General features: G+C 60.6%; 12 protein-coding genes. All 12 read left to right on the top strand.

The genetic code is table 11. The features are described from left to right. Window positions 1-546 precede the first annotated feature (546 nt). The 12 genes from FBY02_RS12275 (at window position 547) to FBY02_RS12215 (ending at window position 17,118) form a co-directional block, all read left to right on the top strand. Complete coding sequence (locus FBY02_RS12275) at window positions 547-1,863, top strand: nucleotide sugar dehydrogenase (RefSeq protein WP_144927778.1); 1,317 nt, start codon at window positions 547-549, stop codon at window positions 1,861-1,863. 100 nt (window positions 1,864-1,963) lie between these two features. Then, window positions 1,964-3,445, top strand: a complete 1,482-nt coding sequence (alg8, locus tag FBY02_RS12270) for a mannuronan synthase (RefSeq protein WP_371921416.1) — start codon at window positions 1,964-1,966, stop codon at window positions 3,443-3,445. 35 nt (window positions 3,446-3,480) lie between these two features. After that, the gene (locus FBY02_RS12265; RefSeq protein ID WP_144927772.1) at window positions 3,481-4,650 is read left to right on the top strand and encodes an alginate biosynthesis protein Alg44; all 1,170 of its coding nucleotides are present in this window, start codon (window positions 3,481-3,483) and stop codon (window positions 4,648-4,650) included. 14 nt (window positions 4,651-4,664) lie between these two features. Next, on the top strand, window positions 4,665-6,182 hold the full coding sequence (algK, locus tag FBY02_RS12260; protein WP_144927769.1) for an alginate biosynthesis TPR repeat lipoprotein AlgK: 1,518 nt from the start codon (window positions 4,665-4,667) through the stop codon (window positions 6,180-6,182). 5 nt (window positions 6,183-6,187) lie between these two features. Continuing rightward, window positions 6,188-7,672, top strand: coding sequence for an alginate export family protein (locus tag FBY02_RS12255; protein WP_144927843.1), 1,485 nt, complete (start codon window positions 6,188-6,190; stop codon window positions 7,670-7,672). Between the two features lie 26 nt (window positions 7,673-7,698). Continuing rightward, window positions 7,699-9,288, top strand: coding sequence for a mannuronan 5-epimerase AlgG (gene algG / locus FBY02_RS12250; RefSeq protein WP_144927766.1), 1,590 nt, complete (start codon window positions 7,699-7,701; stop codon window positions 9,286-9,288). Between the two features lie 11 nt (window positions 9,289-9,299). Further along, on the top strand, window positions 9,300-10,748 hold the full coding sequence (locus FBY02_RS12245; protein WP_144927763.1) for an alginate O-acetyltransferase: 1,449 nt from the start codon (window positions 9,300-9,302) through the stop codon (window positions 10,746-10,748). A gap of 23 nt (window positions 10,749-10,771) precedes the next feature. After that, a complete protein-coding gene (locus FBY02_RS12240; RefSeq protein ID WP_144927760.1) occupies window positions 10,772-11,893 on the top strand; it encodes a mannuronate-specific alginate lyase in 1,122 nt (373 codons plus the stop codon). 109 nt (window positions 11,894-12,002) lie between these two features. Further along, a complete protein-coding gene (locus FBY02_RS12235; protein ID WP_144927758.1) occupies window positions 12,003-13,568 on the top strand; it encodes an MBOAT family protein in 1,566 nt (521 codons plus the stop codon). Between the two features lie 11 nt (window positions 13,569-13,579). Beyond that, complete coding sequence (locus FBY02_RS12230) at window positions 13,580-14,755, top strand: alginate O-acetyltransferase (protein WP_144927755.1); 1,176 nt, start codon at window positions 13,580-13,582, stop codon at window positions 14,753-14,755. Window positions 14,756-14,769: 14 nt separating this feature from the next. Further along, window positions 14,770-15,435: an alginate O-acetyltransferase AlgF gene (locus FBY02_RS12225; RefSeq protein WP_144927752.1), complete on the top strand. Its 666-nt coding sequence runs from the start codon at window positions 14,770-14,772 to the stop codon at window positions 15,433-15,435. A 231-nt stretch (window positions 15,436-15,666) separates the two neighbouring features. Continuing rightward, complete coding sequence (locus FBY02_RS12215; RefSeq protein ID WP_144927747.1) at window positions 15,667-17,118, top strand: mannose-1-phosphate guanylyltransferase/mannose-6-phosphate isomerase; 1,452 nt, start codon at window positions 15,667-15,669, stop codon at window positions 17,116-17,118. Window positions 17,119-17,195: the final 77 nt, after the last annotated feature.

Below are 17,195 nucleotides of genomic sequence, written 5' to 3'. Positions count from 1 at the left end.
TCTCGGCCAATATTTCAAAAAATTTCAGAAATCGCGATGAGCGGGCTGGAACTATGTCCAAATGCACGGCTCATACCACCCGTAACGATTCTCGCCGAGCGTGTACGAGATAACTTACAAGGGACCTCGACTGAAGTAACCAAGTTGTCACAGCAACTAAGCGAAACGGTCGTCCTTATGGATCCAAGATGGGAAGGACAGGAGATAAGGCACCATCATTATCCCCAAAAAGGCCAAGGCTGCGCCCCTATAACGTGTTCACCCGAGCACACAAGCTTCTGATTTTGTGGGCTTTTTGCCAGAAATCAGAAGTGAACGACCTTTGCACGAACGTTCTGGTTAACGAGGACTGGCTGCATAACAGGGCAGGTCATAACAAGAAGGCCGCATTGCGCACAACTTGAGTGCAATTATTTAGACACTCGGAACTTAGTATGCCTGCACACGGCACTGTGGCGCCTGCATTCCACACTTCCGAGTGCACTATGACCGCTGAACACTATTAACTCCGGCCATTTAATGGCGTGAAAAACAGAGGTAAATGCGATGCGCATTAGCATATTTGGTTTGGGTTACGTCGGTGCAGTATGTGCCGGTTGCCTGTCTGCACGGGGCCATGATGTGGTTGGCGTAGATGTCGCCAAAGACAAGATCGATATGATCAACGCCGGCAAATCGCCAATTGTTGAACCGGGTCTTGGAGAGTTGTTGGCGCAAGGTATTCAAACAGGTCGCCTGCGTGGCACCACCAACTTCGCGGAAGCCATTCGCGACACGGACCTGTCGATGATTTGCGTCGGCACGCCGAGCAAAAAGAACGGCGACCTGGAACTGAATTACATCGAGGCCGTCTGCCGCGAGATCGGTTTTGTCCTGCGTGAAAAAACCACCCGCCACACCATCGTGGTTCGCAGCACCGTATTGCCAGGCACTGTCGCAAACGTTGTCATCCCAATCCTCGAAGACTGCTCCGGCAAAAAGGCCGGTGTCGATTTCGGCGTCGCGGTCAACCCTGAGTTCCTGCGTGAAAGCACCGCGATCAAGGACTACGACCAGCCTCCGATGACCGTCATCGGCGAGTTCGACAAGGCCTCCGGCGACGTCCTGCAATCGCTGTACGAAGAACTCGATGCGCCGATCATCCGCAAGGACATCGCGGTTGCCGAGATGATCAAGTACACCTGCAACGTCTGGCACGCCACCAAGGTGACCTTCGCCAACGAGATCGGCAACATCGCCAAGGCCGTGGGTGTCGACGGTCGCGTCGTGATGGACGTGGTCTGCCAGGACAAGGCCCTGAACCTGTCCCAGTACTACATGCGTCCAGGCTTCGCCTTCGGCGGCTCGTGCCTGCCCAAGGACGTACGCGCCCTGACCTATCGCGCCAGCTCCCTGGACGTGGAAGCGCCGCTGCTCAACTCGCTGATGCGCAGCAACGAATCCCAGGTGCAGAACGCCTTCGACATCGTTTCCAGCCATGAAAAACGCAAAGTCGCCCTGCTGGGCCTGAGCTTCAAGGCCGGTACCGACGACCTGCGCGAAAGCCCACTGGTAGAACTGGCGGAAATGCTGATCGGCAAGGGCTATGACCTGCGCATCTACGACAGCAACGTCGAATACGCCCGTGTCCACGGTGCGAACAAGGATTACATCGAGTCGAAGATTCCTCATGTCTCGTCCTTGCTCAACTCCGACTTCGACTCGGTGATCGACAACTCCGACATCATCATCCTCGGCAACCGCGACGAGAAGTTCCGCGCGCTGACCGAGAACGTACCGGAAGGCAAGCAGGTCATTGACCTGGTTGGCTTCATGTCCAAGGCCACGACTCCAAATGGCCGGACCGAAGGCATCTGCTGGTAAGTCTGTTTGCCGGCCGGGGCCTGCCCCGGCCGGCCTTTCGCCTGCCTTAACCCATCGGGCCGCCCACAAGGCCCGCCCGAGATAGAGACGGATGCAGATTATGCACAGGCTAAAGCACGGCCTGCTTCAGGCCGCCGGTTGGCTGTTTTACTTGAGTCTATTGATGGGCATCGCCACGGCGTTGCCCACGTCCACGTTCGACTCCGAATCCAAGGACTTCATTTTCCTGATCGGCGCCGTGGGCATCTGGCGTTACTCCATGGGAGCAACGCATTTCGTGCGTGGCATGATCTTCCTGTATATCGTCTACCCGCACCTGCGTCGCAAGGTACGCAAGCTGGGCGCGGCGGCGGATCCTTCCCATGTCTACCTGATGGTCACCAGTTTCCGTATCGATGCGCTGACCACTGCCCAGGTCTACGGCTCGGTGATCCGCGAGGCCATTGACTGCGGGCTGCCCACTACCGTGGTCTGCTCCATCGTGGAAATGTCCGACGAACTGCTGGTCAAGAGTCTGTGGGCCCGCCTGAACCCGCCAGAGCGAGTCAAGCTCGACTTCGTGCGCATCCCTGGCACCGGCAAGCGTGACGGCCTGGCCTACGGTTTCCGTGCCATCTCTCGCCACTTGCCGGACGACCGTGCCGTGGTTGCCGTGATCGATGGCGACACCGTGCTCGCCGAAGGCGTCGTGCGCAAGACCGTGCCGTGGTTCCAGCTGTTCGGCAACGTGGGCGGCCTGACCACCAACGAGTTCTGCGAAGTGCGCGGCGGCTACATCATGAGCGAATGGCACAAGATGCGTTTCGCCCAGCGTCACATCAACATGTGCTCCATGGCCCTGTCCAAGCGCGTGCTGACCATGACCGGCCGGATGTCGGTGTTCCGCGCCGCCGTGGTGACCAACCCGGACTTCATCGCCGACGTGGAAAGCGACTCGCTGCAACACTGGCGCCTGGGTCGCTTCAAGTTCCTCACCGGCGATGACAAGTCGAGCTGGTTCAGCCTGATGCGCCTGGGCTACGACACCTTCTACGTGCCGGATGCGGCGATCAACACGGTCGAGCACCCGCCGGAGAAGAGCTTCATCAAGGCCAGCCGCAAGCTGATGTTCCGCTGGTACGGCAACAACCTGCGGCAGAACTCCCGGGCGCTGGGCCTGGGTCTGCGGCGTCTGGGCCTGTTTACTTCGGTGGTGCTGTTTGACCAGCGCGTATCGATGTGGACTTCGCTGCTGGGCCTGACCGTGGCGCTGATCGCCAGCTTCAAGTACGGCACCGCGTTCATCCTGGTGTACCTGCTGTGGATCGGCATCACCCGGTTGATCCTGACCCTGCTGCTGTCGTGCTCCGGACACCGGATCGGCCCGGCCTACCCGCTGATTCTCTATTACAACCAGATCGTCGGCGCGCTGGTGAAGATCTACGTGTTCTTCCGCCTCGACCAACAGTCCTGGACCCGCCAGCCCACTGCACTTACCCGTGATCTCGCCAGCTTTCAACGTTGGTTCAACACCTGGTCGTCTCGGACCATGACCTTCTCTGCCGGCAGTATTTTCGTCGCCGTGCTGTTGACGATGGTCTGACCGAACTCGCCTGAATTAACTAGGAAATCGCCCCTATGAACACCGCCGTGAATGTCAACGTAGTGCATGAATCCGAAGCCCAGCGCCAACACGCCCGAGTGAAAATCCCGGCCAAGTTGCGCTTCTTCGGCCCCGACCGTACCCCTATGGAAGTCAAGGTCCTGGACCTGTCCGCTGGCGGCCTGAGCTTCAACGCCGGCCAGATGCCGCTCAAGGTGGGCGAGGCCTACAAGGGCCGCCTGCAATTCGTCATCGACAACCTTGGCCTGGCCATGGACGTGGAATTGCAGATCCGCTCCCACGAGCGCCAGACCGGCCGCACCGGCTGCCAATTCCAGAACCTGGAACCACGGGACATTTCGACACTGCGTCACATCATCACCTCGCACCTGGCCGGCGACATCGTCGGTGTCGGCGATGTGCTGGCGACCCTGCAACGCGACAACTTCACCAAGGCCCGCAAGCACAAGGATGACAATGCTGGCATGAGTGCCCTGGGTCGCCTGCGGGCCGTGACCTTCAGCCTGGGTGTGTTCATCGTCGGCCTGGCGGCATTCGGGTTCATCTTCAAGTCGTTGTACGGCATGTACTTCGTCAGCCACGCCCAGGCAGGCCTGGTGAATGTACCGGGCATGGCGATCACCATGCCGCGCGACGGCACCGTGCAGAGCCTGGTCAAGGCTGACGGCGTGGCCGCCAAAGGCGCCCCGCTGGCGACCTTCAGCACCAGCATGCTCGACGTGCTCAAGGGTCACCTGGATGATAACCAGCTGCAACCGGCCAAGGTCGAAGAGCTGTTCGGCAAGCAGATGACCGGCACCCTGACCTCCCCTTGCGACTGCATCGTGGCTCAGCAATTAGTGGCCAACGGTCAATACGCCAGTAAGGGCGACGTGATCTTCCAACTGGTTCCGCGCGGCACCGAGGCCAACGTGGAAGCCCGCTTCTCCTATCGCCAGTTCGGCGAAGTGCGTCCAGGCACCTCGGTCAACTTCCAGGTCGCCGGCGAAGACATCACCCGCACCGGCAAGATCATCAGCAGCACCAGCCTGAAAAGCGAAGACCTGTCGTCGGATATCCGCGTGCTGATCAAGCCCGACGAGCCCCTGGACAGTGCCCTGGCCGGTCGTCCCGTGGAAGTCAACAGCGACCGTGGTCCGAACCTGAACTGGCTGGTCGAAAAAGCCATGGCTGTCGGTAAGTAAGCGGAGGACTGCCCGTGACCATTATAAAAATCCTGAACACCCCACAGTTCCTGTGGGAGCGGGCTTGCTCGCGAAAGGATCAACGCGGTCTGACTGTGGCACCGCAGCGTCTGCTTCGCGAGCAAGTCGGATCGCCGCACCGCCGCTCCCACATGGGAACCCTCAGTGCCATTGCGCTGGCAATCAGCCTGGCCGGTTGCGCCGGCCTGCCCGACCAGCGTCTGGCCAACGAGGCCCTCAAGCGTGGCGATACGGCGCTGGCGCAGCAGAACTACCAGCAACTGGCCGACCTGGGCTACAGCGAGGCCCAAGTGGGTCTGGCCGATATCCAGGTGGACAGCCGCGATCCCGAGCAGATGAAAAAGGCCGAGGCCACCTACCGCGCCGCCGCGGATATTTCGCCGCGGGCCCAGGCTCGCCTGGGTCGCCTGCTGGTGGCCAAGCCGGGCTCCACCGAGGCCGAAAAGCACGAAGCCGAAGGCCTGTTGAAAAAAGCCTTCGCCAACGGTGAAGGCAATACCCTGATCCCGCTGGCGATGCTGTACCTGCAATATCCTCACAGCTTCCCGAACGTCAACGCCCAGCAGCAGATCAGCCAGTGGCGCAGCGCCGGTTACCCGGAAGCGGGCCTGGCGCAGATTCTGCTCTATAGCACCCAGGGCACCTACGACCAGCACCTGGATGAAGTCGAGAAGGTCTGCAAGGCCGCATTGGCCACCACCGATATCTGCTACGTCGAACTGGCCACGGTCTATCAAAAGCGCGGTCAGCCGGAACAGCAGGCCGAGTTGCTCAAGCAGATGCAGGCCGGCCACGCCCGCGGCGTCGTATCCGCCCAGCGCGTAGACAGCGTCGCCCGTGTCCTGGCCGATGCCAGCCTGGGCAAGACCGATGAAAAGACCGCCCAGTCGTTGCTCGAAGGCATCGCCCCTGGCTATCCCGCTGCCTGGGTCAGTCTGGCGCAACTGCTCTACGACTTCCCCGAACTGGGTGATGTCGACAAGATGATGCAGTACCTGGAAAACGGCCGCGCCGCCGACCAGCCTCGCGCCGAGCTGCTGCTGGGCAAGCTGTATTACGAAGGCAAATGGGTACCGGCCGACGCCAAGGCCGCCGAGGCACACTTCCAGAAAGCCGTCGGCCGCGAAGTGGCCGCCGACTACTACCTGGGCCAGATCTATCGCCGTGGCTATCTGGGCCAGGTGTATTCGCAAAAGGCCCTGGACCATCTGCTCAAGGCCGCCCGCAACGGCCAGAACAGTGCCGACTTCGCCATTGCCCAGTTGTTTTCCCAAGGCAAGGGCACCAAGCCCAACCCGGTCAACGCCTATGTGTTCAGTCAGTTGGCCAAGGCCCAGAACACCCCGCAAGCCATCGAGCTTGCCCAGACCCTCGAAGCACAATTACCGCCGGAGCAGCTTGCACAAGCCAAACGCCTGCTACAACAAGAGCAGGCCATTCGTGGCGTCATGAGCCCCGATACGCTGGAACTGCAAGCCCTAAAAGAAGATAACGGCGAGGAACAACTATGAAGCCCTTGAAGCTCAATCCTTTTGTGCAGGCCGGAATTGGTCTGACGTTCGCACTGATGTGGTCCTGTCCGACCCTGGCGGCCCTGACCGAAAGCAAGAATTTCGGCCTGGAAGTGAAGATCACCGGCCAATCCGAAGACGACCGCGACCTGGGTACCCAGAGCGGTGGCGACGTCAATGGCGTGGGCCTGGACCTGCGTCCATGGGTCTATGGCGAAAGCGGTAACTGGAGTGCCTACGCCATGGCCCAGGCCGTGACGTCTACCGATGTCATCGAGACCGACACCCTGCAACAGTCCGATGGCGCCACCCAGCAGACTGACAGCGGCGACCGCGAAGCCAAGAAGAACTACCTGGCCATGCGTGAATTCTGGATTGGCTACAGCGGCCTGACCCCTTATCCGGGCGAACAGTTGAAGTTCGGGCGCCAGCGCCTGCGCAACGACGACGGCCAATGGCGTGACACCAACATCGAAGCCCTGAACTGGACCTTCGACACCACGTTGCTGCGCGCCAACGTCGGCGTCGCCGAACGTTTCAGCGAATACCGCACCGACCTCAAGGAACTGTCGCCCAAGGACAAGGATCGCCTGCACGTCTACGGTGACGTGGCTTACCAGTGGATGCCAGGCCAATGGGCCGGTATCCGTGCCCATCACACCCATGACAACGGCAGCCTCGATTACCCGACCCCGGGCGAGCCCACCGACACCCTGGACAAAACCCAGAACGGCGACTTGACCTGGCTCGGCCTGGAAGCCAACAGCGACGCCTACAACTGGCGCAACACCAACACCGTCAACTACTGGGCCAGCCTCACCGGCATGTCCGGCGACAGCGACATCGTCAACCCGCTCAACGCCGACGGCACGCGTCCTGCGCAAGCCAAGCGCAGCGAAGACCTGAACGGCTGGGCCACTGACCTGGGTATCCGCCTGCGCCTCGATCCGCAATGGCAAGTCGGCGCGGCCTATGCCCGCGCCAGCGATGAGTACCAACAGAACGGCCTGCAGAGCAACCGCTCGAACTTCACCGGCACCCGCTCGCGGGTCCACCGTTTCGGCGAAGCGTTCCGCGGCGAGATGGCCAACACCCAGAGCGCCAGCCTGTTTGGCTCCTGGCAGTTGCGCGACGAATACGACGCCAGCCTGGTGTACCACAAGTTCTGGCGTGTGGACGGCAACAAGCCGGTGGGCAGCAACGGCATCAACGCCGTGCAGAACAACACCGACGACGTGACCGGCGCCATCCTCTCCACCTCGACCCTGCCGCTGCGTGACGGCGACAAGGACCTGGGCCAGGAGGTCGACCTGGTGGTCACCAAGTATTTCAAGCAAGGACTGCTGCCGGCCGCATTGAGCCAGTCCATCGATGAACCTTCGGCGCTGGTGCGCTTGCGTGGCGGCGTGTTCAAGCCAGGCGATGCCTACGGCAAAGACGTCGACTCGTACATGCATCGCGCCTTTGTCGACGTGATCTGGCGCTTCTGATGCGAATGGCCATGGGAGTGCCCGAAATGAACCGCTACCTCAGGAACAGCCAGGCGATGAAAGATTCGATCAGCCTGTTGGTCGCAGCGATGCTGCTGGCCGGCTCGCCGGCGTTCGCCAACGTTGAACCGGTGGTCAAGCCGGGCAACGTGGTCAAGGAACTGCAACGCGCCAAGACCTACACCGTCAACAGCGCGCCGACCGCGCCCCTGGAACTGGCCAAGCCGACCTTGCCCGACCTCAAAGGCTTCACTGCCGAAGCGGTCGCGGCCAAGATCGTGCGGACCAAGCCCGGCAAGGTCAGCGTGCGCCGGATGATGCAGGAAAACGCCTTGAAGGACTTCATCGGCGGTGACAACAAGATGGCCGAGTGGGTGGTGCGCCAGCACGGCATCCCGCAAGCCATCTTCATCGACGACGGCTACATGAACTTCAAGGACCTGGCCAAGAAACTGCCCAAGTACATCATCGAAACCTCGCCGGGTGTCTACCTGGCCAAGATTCCGATCGTGGTCGGCCAGAAAGGCATCCTGGAAATCGACAAACAGACCCAGGAACTGCGCCTGTCCCAGGAGGGCGGCTCGTTCCTGGTCAACGATGGCCGGATGTTCATCCGCGACACCAAGGTCACCGGCTGGCGTGAAAAGGACAACGGCCCCGCCACGTTCCGCTCGCCCAAGGAGTTCCGTCCGTTCCTGCTCGCATGGGGCGGTACCGAGACCTACATCGTCAACACCAAGATGGCCAGCTTCGGCTACTCCAACAGTAAGTCGTACGGGGTGAGTATTTCCCAGTACACGCCGAACATGGCCAAGGTCCTCAAGCGCCCGGAACCGACCGGCTGGATCATCGGTTCCGAGTTCTCGGACATGTGGTACGGCTTCTACTGCTATGAGACCCGCGACTTCGTGGTCAAGGGCAACACCTACAAAGACAACATCGTCTACGGCATCGACCCCCACGACCGGTCCCATCGGCTGATCATCGCCGACAACACCGTCTACGGGACGAAGAAGAAGCACGGGATCATTATTTCCCGTGAGGTCAACGACAGCTTCATCTTCAACAACCGCAGCTACGACAACAAGCTCTCGGGCCTGGTGATCGACCGTAACAGCGTGAACAACATCATCGCCTACAACGAGATCTACAAGAACCACACCGACGGCATCACCCTCTACGAGAGTGCCGACAATCTGTTGTGGGCCAACCAGGTGATCAGTAACCAGCGCCACGGCATCCGGATTCGTAACAGCGTGAACATCCGCCTCTACGAAAACGTGGCCATGGCCAACGGCCTGACCGGCATCTACGGCCACATCAAGGACCTGTCCAACACCGACCGGGACATCAAGCTCGACCCGTTCGACGCCGAGGTTTCGTTGATCGTGGTGGGTGGCGAACTGGCCGCCAACGGCAGTGGCCCGCTGTCCATCGACTCGCCCCTGAGCGTCGAGCTGTATCGCGTGTCCATGCTCGCGCCGACCAAATCCAGCGGCATCAGCTTCACGGGAGTCCTGGGCGAACGCCAGGATGAAATTCTCGACCTGCTGGTACGCCAGCAGAAAGCCGTGCTCATCGACCCCGTCGAAAGCCAGACCGAATTGCGGGATTGAGGATGACCTTTATGAACCCACAGATGATCAAACTCCTGGGCCTGTCTGCCCTGACTGCCGGCATTCTCGCCGCTGCAAGCGGCGCGCGCGCCGACGAAATCAAGGCGCCTGCCTTCACCGCGGAGCCCTGCTGCAACCTGTGCCCCGCCGCTCACGATCCGAAGAATTACACCACGCGTTACCAGCAGAATTTCACCACGCTGGTACAGGCCCAGGGTGACTGGCTGTTCCGTACCCAGGAAGACCTGCGTACCGAATTCAACACCACGCCGGCCGGCTACAAGCGCATGCAACAGCTGCACGACGCATTCAAGAAGAAAGGCGTCGAACTGGTCCTCGTCTACCAGCCGACCCGGGGCCTGGTGAATCGCAACAAGCTCAACCCACAGGAAAAGGCCAGTTTCGACTATGAAAAAGCCCTGGCCAACTACAAGACCATGCTCGGCCGTTTCGCGCAGATGGGCTACGTGGTGCCAGACCTGTCGCCGCTGACCAACGAAAACCTGCCCGAAACCCTGCCGGCCCACGATTTCTACTTCCGTGGCGACCAGCACTGGACGCCTTATGGGGCCCAGCGCACGGCGAAGATCGTCGCCGAGAAGGTCAAGCAGATCCCGGCCTTTGCCGACATTCCCAAGCGTGAATTCGAGACCAAGAAATCCGGCCGCATGGGCAAGACCGGCACCCTGCATAACATGGCCGGACAACTGTGCGGCACCAGTTACGCCATCCAGTACATGGATCAGTTCACCACCGAGCCTAAGGGCGAGGCCGGTGACGGCGATCTGTTCGGCGATTCCGGCAATCCGCAGATCACCCTCGTGGGTACCAGTCACAGCGGCAAGAACTACAACTTCGCCGGTTTCCTGGAAGAAGCCATCGGCGCCGACATCCTCAACGTGGCCTTCCCCGGCGGCGGTTTCGAAGGCGCAATGATCCAGTACCTGGGCAGCGAAGAATTCCAGAAGAGCCCGCCGAAAATCCTCATCTGGGAATTTTCGCCGCTGTATCGCCTGGACCAGGAAACCATCTACCGCCAGATGATGGCGCTGCTGGACGACAACGCTTGTGAAGGCAAACCGGCGCTGATGAGCAGCAAGACCGCCCTCAAGCCGGGCAAGAACGAATTGATGGTCAATAGCAAGAACATGGATCTGCGTAACAGCAGTCACCAGGTCGATATCCGTTTCGCCGATACCTCGGTGAAAACGTTGCAAGCCACCCTCTGGTACATGAATGGGCGCCACGAGGATATCAAGATCGAAAAACCGAATACCTCGGACACCGACGGACGTTTCGCCTTCCAGTTGCGCACCGATGAGGACTGGGCTTCGCAGAACCTGCTGGCCGTTGAAGTCCAGGGCCCCGAAGCCGGTGCGGCGCCACAGCAAGTGGAAGCGAAAATCTGCAAACGCAATGTCTCTCCGCAAGCCGAACAAACGGCCCAAATCGGACAATGAGGTCTCGCTTTATGACCAGAAACATGCGCAACCGAACGTTGAAAACGCTGCTGGCGCCGTCCCTGCTGACCCTGGCGATGTTCGCCGGGGCCGCCCAGGCCGCGGCCCCGCTGCGCCCGCCACAGGGCTACTTCGCACCGATCGAAAAGGCCAAGGCCGGTGACTCGGCCCAAGGCTGCGAAGCTGTGCCGGCGCCGTATACCGGTTCCCTGCAGTTTCGCAGCAAGTACGAGGGCTCCGACAAGGCCCGAGCGACGTTGAACGTGCAATCGGAAAAAGCCTTTCGCGACAGCACCGCCGACATCACCAAGATCGAGCGTGGCGTCAGCAAGCAAGTGATGCAGTTCATGCGCGACGGCCGTCCCGAGCAACTGGACTGCACCCTGAACTGGCTGACCACCTGGGCGAAAGCCGATGCGCTGATGTCCAAGGACTTCAACCACACCGGCAAGTCCATGCGCAAATGGGCCTTGGGCAGCATGGCTTCGGCCTATGTGCGCCTGAAATTCTCCGACTCTCATCCGTTGGCGAACCATCAGGAACAGGCGCAGCTGATCGAAAGCTGGTTCAGCAAGATGGCCGACCAGGTGGTCAGCGACTGGGACAACCTGCCGCTGGACAAGACCAACAACCACTCCTACTGGGCCGCCTGGTCGGTGATGGCGACCTCGGTCGCGACCAACCGCCGCGACCTGTTCGACTGGGCCGTCAAGGAATACAAGGTCGGCGTCAACCAGATCGATGCCGACGGTTTCCTGCCCAACGAACTCAAGCGCAAGCAACGAGCCTTGTCCTATCACAACTATGCCCTGCCGCCGTTGGCGATGATCGCCAGTTTCGCCCAGGTCAACGGTGTGGATCTACGCCAGGAAAACAACGGTGCCCTCAAGCGCCTGGGTGAACGGGTGCTGGCCGGGGTGAAAGACCCGGACATCTTCGAGAAGAAGAACGGCGAAGAGCAGGACATGAAGGATCTGAAGATCGATTCGAAGTTCGCCTGGCTCGAACCGTTCTGCAGCCTCTACACCTGCTCCGGCGATGTGCTGGAGCGCAAACATGAAATGCAACCGTTCAAGACCTTCCGCCTTGGCGGGGACTTGACCAAGGTCTATGACCCGGCCAACGAGAAAGGTAAAGGCTCGTAGAACCTGTGGGAGCGGGCTTGGTTTGAAGGTAATGAAACCTCCCGGTTTGGATGGGGGGGTTTGGGGGGGCTCTGGCCCTTGACTGTTGATTCAACATGGAGAGATCGGGATGGTATTTTCATCCAACGTGTTCCTGTTCCTGTTCCTGCCGATCTTTCTCGGCTTGTACTACTTGAGCGGGCAACGCTATCGCAACCTGCTGCTGCTGATCGCCAGCTATGTGTTCTATGCCTGGTGGCGGGTGGACTTCCTGGCGCTGTTTGCCGCCGTCACCCTGTGGAACTACTGGATCGGCCTGAAAGTCGGGGCCGCCGGCGTGCGCACCAAGCCGGCCCAGCGCTGGCTGTTGCTCGGCGTGGCGGTGGACCTGTGCATCCTGGGCTACTTCAAGTACGCCAACTTCGGGGTGGACAGCCTCAACGCGATCATGACTAGCTTCGGTCTCGAACCCTTCATCCTGACCCACGTGCTGCTGCCGATCGGGATTTCGTTCTATATCTTCGAGTCCATCAGCTACATCATCGACGTCTACCGCGGCGACACCCCGGCGACCCGCAACCTGATCGACTTCGCAGCGTTCGTGGCGATCTTCCCGCACCTGATCGCCGGCCCCGTGCTGCGTTTCCGTGACCTGGCCGACCAGTTCAACAACCGTACCCACACCCTGGATAAGTTCTCCGAAGGCTGCACGCGTTTCATGCAGGGCTTCATCAAGAAAGTGTTCATCGCCGATACCCTGGCGGTGGTGGCCGACCATTGCTTCGCCCTGCAGAACCCGACCACCGGCGATGCCTGGCTCGGCGCCCTGGCCTACACCGCGCAGCTGTACTTCGACTTCTCCGGCTACAGCGACATGGCCATCGGCCTGGGCCTGATGATGGGTTTCCGTTTCATGGAAAACTTCAAGCAGCCCTACATCAGCCAGTCCATCACCGAGTTCTGGCGGCGCTGGCACATCAGCCTGTCGACCTGGCTGCGCGACTACCTCTACATCACCCTGGGCGGTAATCGCAAAGGCACGCTGATGACCTATCGCAACCTGTTCCTGACCATGCTGCTCGGTGGTCTGTGGCACGGCGCGAACTTCACCTACGTGATCTGGGGCGCCTGGCACGGTATCTGGCTGGCCATCGAGAAGGCCGTAGGCATCAACACTACCCCACGCAGCCTCAACCCGATCCGCTGGGCACTGACCTTCCTGCTGGTGGTGATGGGCTGGGTAATCTTCCGTGCCGAGAACCTGCACGTGGCCGGACGCATGTACGGCGCCATGTTCAGCTTCGGTGACTGGTCGCTGTCGGAACTGACCCGCGCCAACCTCACCGGCCTGCAGATCGCCACGCTGGTGGTGGCCTACATCACCCTCGCCTTCTTCGGCCTGCGGGACTTCTACACCAACCGTCCGCCGGTCAAGACCAAGCCGGAGGTCAACACCGAGGCCAATGGCCCGGCCACTGCACAACCGGGGCTGATCAAGGCCGTACCGGGCGACAACCCGTCGACGATCCATGAGCCAGGCTACACCGTGGGCGTCGAGGCCCAGGTGCAACCGGCCTACTGGGTCGCGGACTGGCCGTGCTATGTCATGCGTGCGTTGGTGCTGCTGCTGTTCATCGCTTCGATTCTCAAACTCTCGGCGCAAAGCTTCTCGCCGTTCCTTTACTTCCAGTTCTGAGGGATCTGAACATGACCCGCTCATTACGCATCTTTTACATCGCACTGTTCCTGCTGATCCTGGCGGTCCTGGGCCTGTGGTCGATGCGCAGTTTCTTCGGCTTCAGCACCAACCCCGATGCCACCGTGCTCAACGGGCGCTGGGCCAAGGCTGTCGAAACCCACTACGACGACCAGTTCCCGATCAAGCGCCTGGGCACCAACATCTGGGCTGCGCTGGACTACAAGCTGTTCAACGAAGGCCGCAAAGGCGTGGTCCTCGGCCGCGACCAGTGGCTGTACAGCGACGAAGAGTTCAACCCGATCGTCAACGAAGAACTGAACCTGCAAGGCAACTACGCGCTGGTCGAAGGCGTGCGCCAGAAACTCAAGGAACAAGGCATCACCCTGGTGATGGCGATCGTGCCGGCCAAGGCGCGGTTGTATCCAGAACACCTGGGTGAAGTGAAGCCGGCCAGCATTCACGCCAATCTCTACCAGGATTTCCATGCCCGCGTCGCAGCCGACAAGATCCTCGCCCCCGACCTGCTCGGCCCGCTGCAACAGGCCAAGCAGAACGGCCAGCAAGTCTTCCTGCGCACCGACACCCACTGGACCCCGGAAGGCGCCCAGGTCGCCGCCGAAAACATTGCCAGGGCCATTGCCGAGCGCGCGCCCCTCAACGGCGAGCCGCAACGCTTCGTCACCGAGCCTGCCGAAAAGATCATCCACAAGGGTGACCTGCGCCAGTTCCTGCCCCTGGACCCGCTGTTCGAAAACCTGATGCCGGCCCAGGAGCCACTGGTCAAGCGCAACACCCGCGAGGCCGACGACCAGCCCGCCGGCGACGACGCGCTGTTTGCCGACGCCCAGGTTCCCGTGGCCCTGATCGGCACCAGTTACAGCGCCAACCCCAACTGGAACTTCGTCGGTGCACTCAAGCAAGCCCTGCACAGCGACGTCGTGAACTACGCCGAAGACGGCCACGGCCCGATTCTGCCGATGCTCAGCTACCTCAAGAGCGACGCTTTCAAGAACAGCCCGCCACAAGTGCTGATCTGGGAATTTCCTGAACGTTATCTGCCCGTGAACAACGAAATCGGCGACGCCGACCCGCAGTGGGTCGCAGAACTCAAACAAGCCGGTGCGCGCCAACAGAACGTTGCCGCCAACACTCAATCCGAGACGCCCGACCGGGCGCAAAACTGAAAGAGAGGTCCACCATGACTTTCAACACTACTCCTCGCCGTCTCGCTGCTCGTTCCTTCAAGGCCGTTGCCCTGGTTGCCAGCATGAGCGCCCTTTCCTTCGCAGCCTTTGCCGGCGACTCGGCGCTGTACGGCCCGGTCGCACCAAAAGGCTCGAGCTTCGTGCGCATCTACAACGCCAGCAACAGCGAAGTCAGCGCCACCGTCGGCAGCACCAACCTCAACGACGTCGCCCCATTGGCTAGCAGCGACTTCAGCTTCATGCCCGGCGGCGACTACAGCGCCAAGGTAGGCAGCCAGACCGTTCCGGTTAAACTGGCTCCCGATCACTACTACACCCTGGTCAACAACGCGAGTGGCCAGCCGCAACTGATCGAAGAACCACCGTTCAAGAACAAGCAGAAATCCCTGGTGCGGGTGCAAAACCTCACCGACAAGGCGCTGACCCTCAAGACCGCCGACGGCAAGACCGAAGTGGTGCCGAACGTGGCGGCCAAGGGCCGTGGCGAACGTGAAATCAACCCGGTGAAAGTCAGCCTGGCGCTGTTCGAGGGCGACAAGAAAGTCGGCGACCTCAAGCCCGTGGCCCTGGAGCGCGGCGAAGCGGCCGTGCTGTACGTCACCGGCTCTGGAAGCAGCTTGTCGCCGGTCTGGGTAAAGCGTCCAGTGTCAACCCGCTGACAGATTCACTCGACTGACGCTGTACCCCTTGTGGGAGCGGTGGTGCGGCGATCCGACTTGCTCGCAAAAGCGGTCTGACATTCAACATCAATGTCGACCGATCTACCGCCTTCGCGAGCAAGCCCGCTCCCACCCTGACCGAGGCGTCATTCGAGGTACGGAATAAAAACAAGAGTGAAACGACAGAACGCAGTAGCTCTATAACCATTACGCTTCAAAGGAGTAACACACATGATTCCGGTGATCTTGTCAGGTGGTAGCGGCTCACGTCTTTGGCCGCTTTCGCGCAAGCAATTCCCTAAACAGTTCCTGGCCCTGACCGGCGAACACACTCTGTTCCAGCAAACCCTCGAACGCCTGGTGTTCGAAGGCATGGATACGCCGATCGTGGTCTGCAACAAAGACCACCGTTTCATCGTCACCGAGCAGTTGAACGGCCGCAACCTGGAAGCCCAGCGCATCCTGATGGAACCGTTCGGCCGCAACACCGCGCCAGCCGTCGCGCTGACCGCGATGATGCTGGTCAACGAAGGTCGCGACGAGTTGATGCTGGTGCTGCCGGCCGATCATGTGATCGAAGACCAGAAAGCCCTGCAACGCGCCCTGGCCCTGGCCACCGTGGCCGCCGAGCGTGGTGAAATGGTGCTGTTCGGCGTACCGGCCACCAAACCGGAAACCGGCTACGGCTACATCAAGTCGACCAACGATGCGCTGCTGCCTGAAGGTGTGAGCCGTGTGTCGCACTTCGTCGAAAAACCCGATGTCAAGCGCGCCACCGAGTTCGTCGAGGCCGGCGGCTACTTCTGGAACAGCGGCATGTTCCTGTTCCGCGCCAGCCGTTTCCTCGAAGAGCTGAAAAAACACGATCCGGATATCTACGACACCTGCCTGCTGACCCTGGAGCGCAGCGAGCAGACCGCGGACACCATCACTTTCGACGAAGCCACCTTCGCCTGCTGCCCGGACAACTCCATCGACTACGCCGTGATGGAAAAGACCCAACGCGCCTGCGTGGTGCCGCTGTCCGCCGGTTGGAGCGATGTCGGCTGCTGGGCGTCGTTGTGGGAAGTCAATCCCAAGGATGCCGACGGCAACGTCACCAAGGGCGACGTGGTGGTCCAGGACAGCCGCAACTGCATGATCCATGGCAACGGCAAACTGGTGTCGGTGATCGGCCTGGAAAACATCGTGGTGGTCGAAACCAAGGACGCCATGATGATTGCCCACAAGGACAAGGTCCAAGACGTCAAGAAGATGGTCAACACCCTCAACGCCCGGGGTCGCACCGAAACCCAGAACCACTGCGAAGTCTATCGTCCATGGGGCTCGTATGACTCGGTGGACATGGGCGGGCGTTTCCAGGTCAAGCACATCTCGGTCAAGCCGGGTGCGTGCCTGTCCTTACAGATGCACCACCACCGCGCCGAACACTGGATCGTAGTCAGCGGCACCGCTGAGGTGACCTGCGACGAGAACGTGTTCCTGCTCACCGAAAACCAGTCGACCTACATCCCGATCGCGTCGGTTCATCGCCTGCGTAACCCGGGCAAGATCCCGCTGGAAATCATCGAAGTGCAGTCCGGCAGCTACCTGGGCGAAGACGACATCGAGCGCTTCGAAGACATCTACGGTCGCTCCACCCCGATCGAACGTGGCGTGTCGGTAAAGACCATCGCGCAGTAACGATCAGCGAAACAAGAAGCCCTCATCCAGCCCACTGCGTCCCCTATCCGCAGCGGGTTGGGTGGGGGCTTTTTTTG

This window comes from Pseudomonas sp. SJZ078, from assembly GCF_007828255.1.
Lineage (GTDB): Bacteria > Pseudomonadota > Gammaproteobacteria > Pseudomonadales > Pseudomonadaceae > Aquipseudomonas.
The sequence above is the reverse complement of the archived record's forward strand: the minus strand, read 5'-3'. Positions and strand labels throughout refer to the sequence as shown.

Excerpts from the sequence above, each read along its gene's own strand:
- FBY02_RS12275 (WP_144927778.1), top strand. The coding sequence starts at position 547 with ATGCGCATTAGCATATTTGGTTTGGGTTACGTCGGTGCAGTATGTGCC.
- FBY02_RS12225 (WP_144927752.1), top strand. The coding sequence starts at position 14,770 with ATGACTTTCAACACTACTCCTCGCCGTCTCGCTGCTCGTTCCTTCAAG.
- FBY02_RS12230 (WP_144927755.1), top strand. The coding sequence starts at position 13,580 with ATGACCCGCTCATTACGCATCTTTTACATCGCACTGTTCCTGCTGATC.
- FBY02_RS12245 (WP_144927763.1), top strand. The coding sequence starts at position 9,300 with ATGAACCCACAGATGATCAAACTCCTGGGCCTGTCTGCCCTGACTGCC.
- FBY02_RS12235 (WP_144927758.1), top strand. The coding sequence starts at position 12,003 with ATGGTATTTTCATCCAACGTGTTCCTGTTCCTGTTCCTGCCGATCTTT.
- FBY02_RS12240 (WP_144927760.1), top strand. The coding sequence starts at position 10,772 with ATGCGCAACCGAACGTTGAAAACGCTGCTGGCGCCGTCCCTGCTGACC.
- FBY02_RS12215 (WP_144927747.1), top strand. The coding sequence starts at position 15,667 with ATGATTCCGGTGATCTTGTCAGGTGGTAGCGGCTCACGTCTTTGGCCG.
- algG (WP_144927766.1), top strand. The coding sequence starts at position 7,699 with ATGAACCGCTACCTCAGGAACAGCCAGGCGATGAAAGATTCGATCAGC.
- FBY02_RS12265 (WP_144927772.1), top strand. The coding sequence starts at position 3,481 with ATGAACACCGCCGTGAATGTCAACGTAGTGCATGAATCCGAAGCCCAG.
- alg8 (WP_371921416.1), top strand. The coding sequence starts at position 1,964 with ATGCACAGGCTAAAGCACGGCCTGCTTCAGGCCGCCGGTTGGCTGTTT.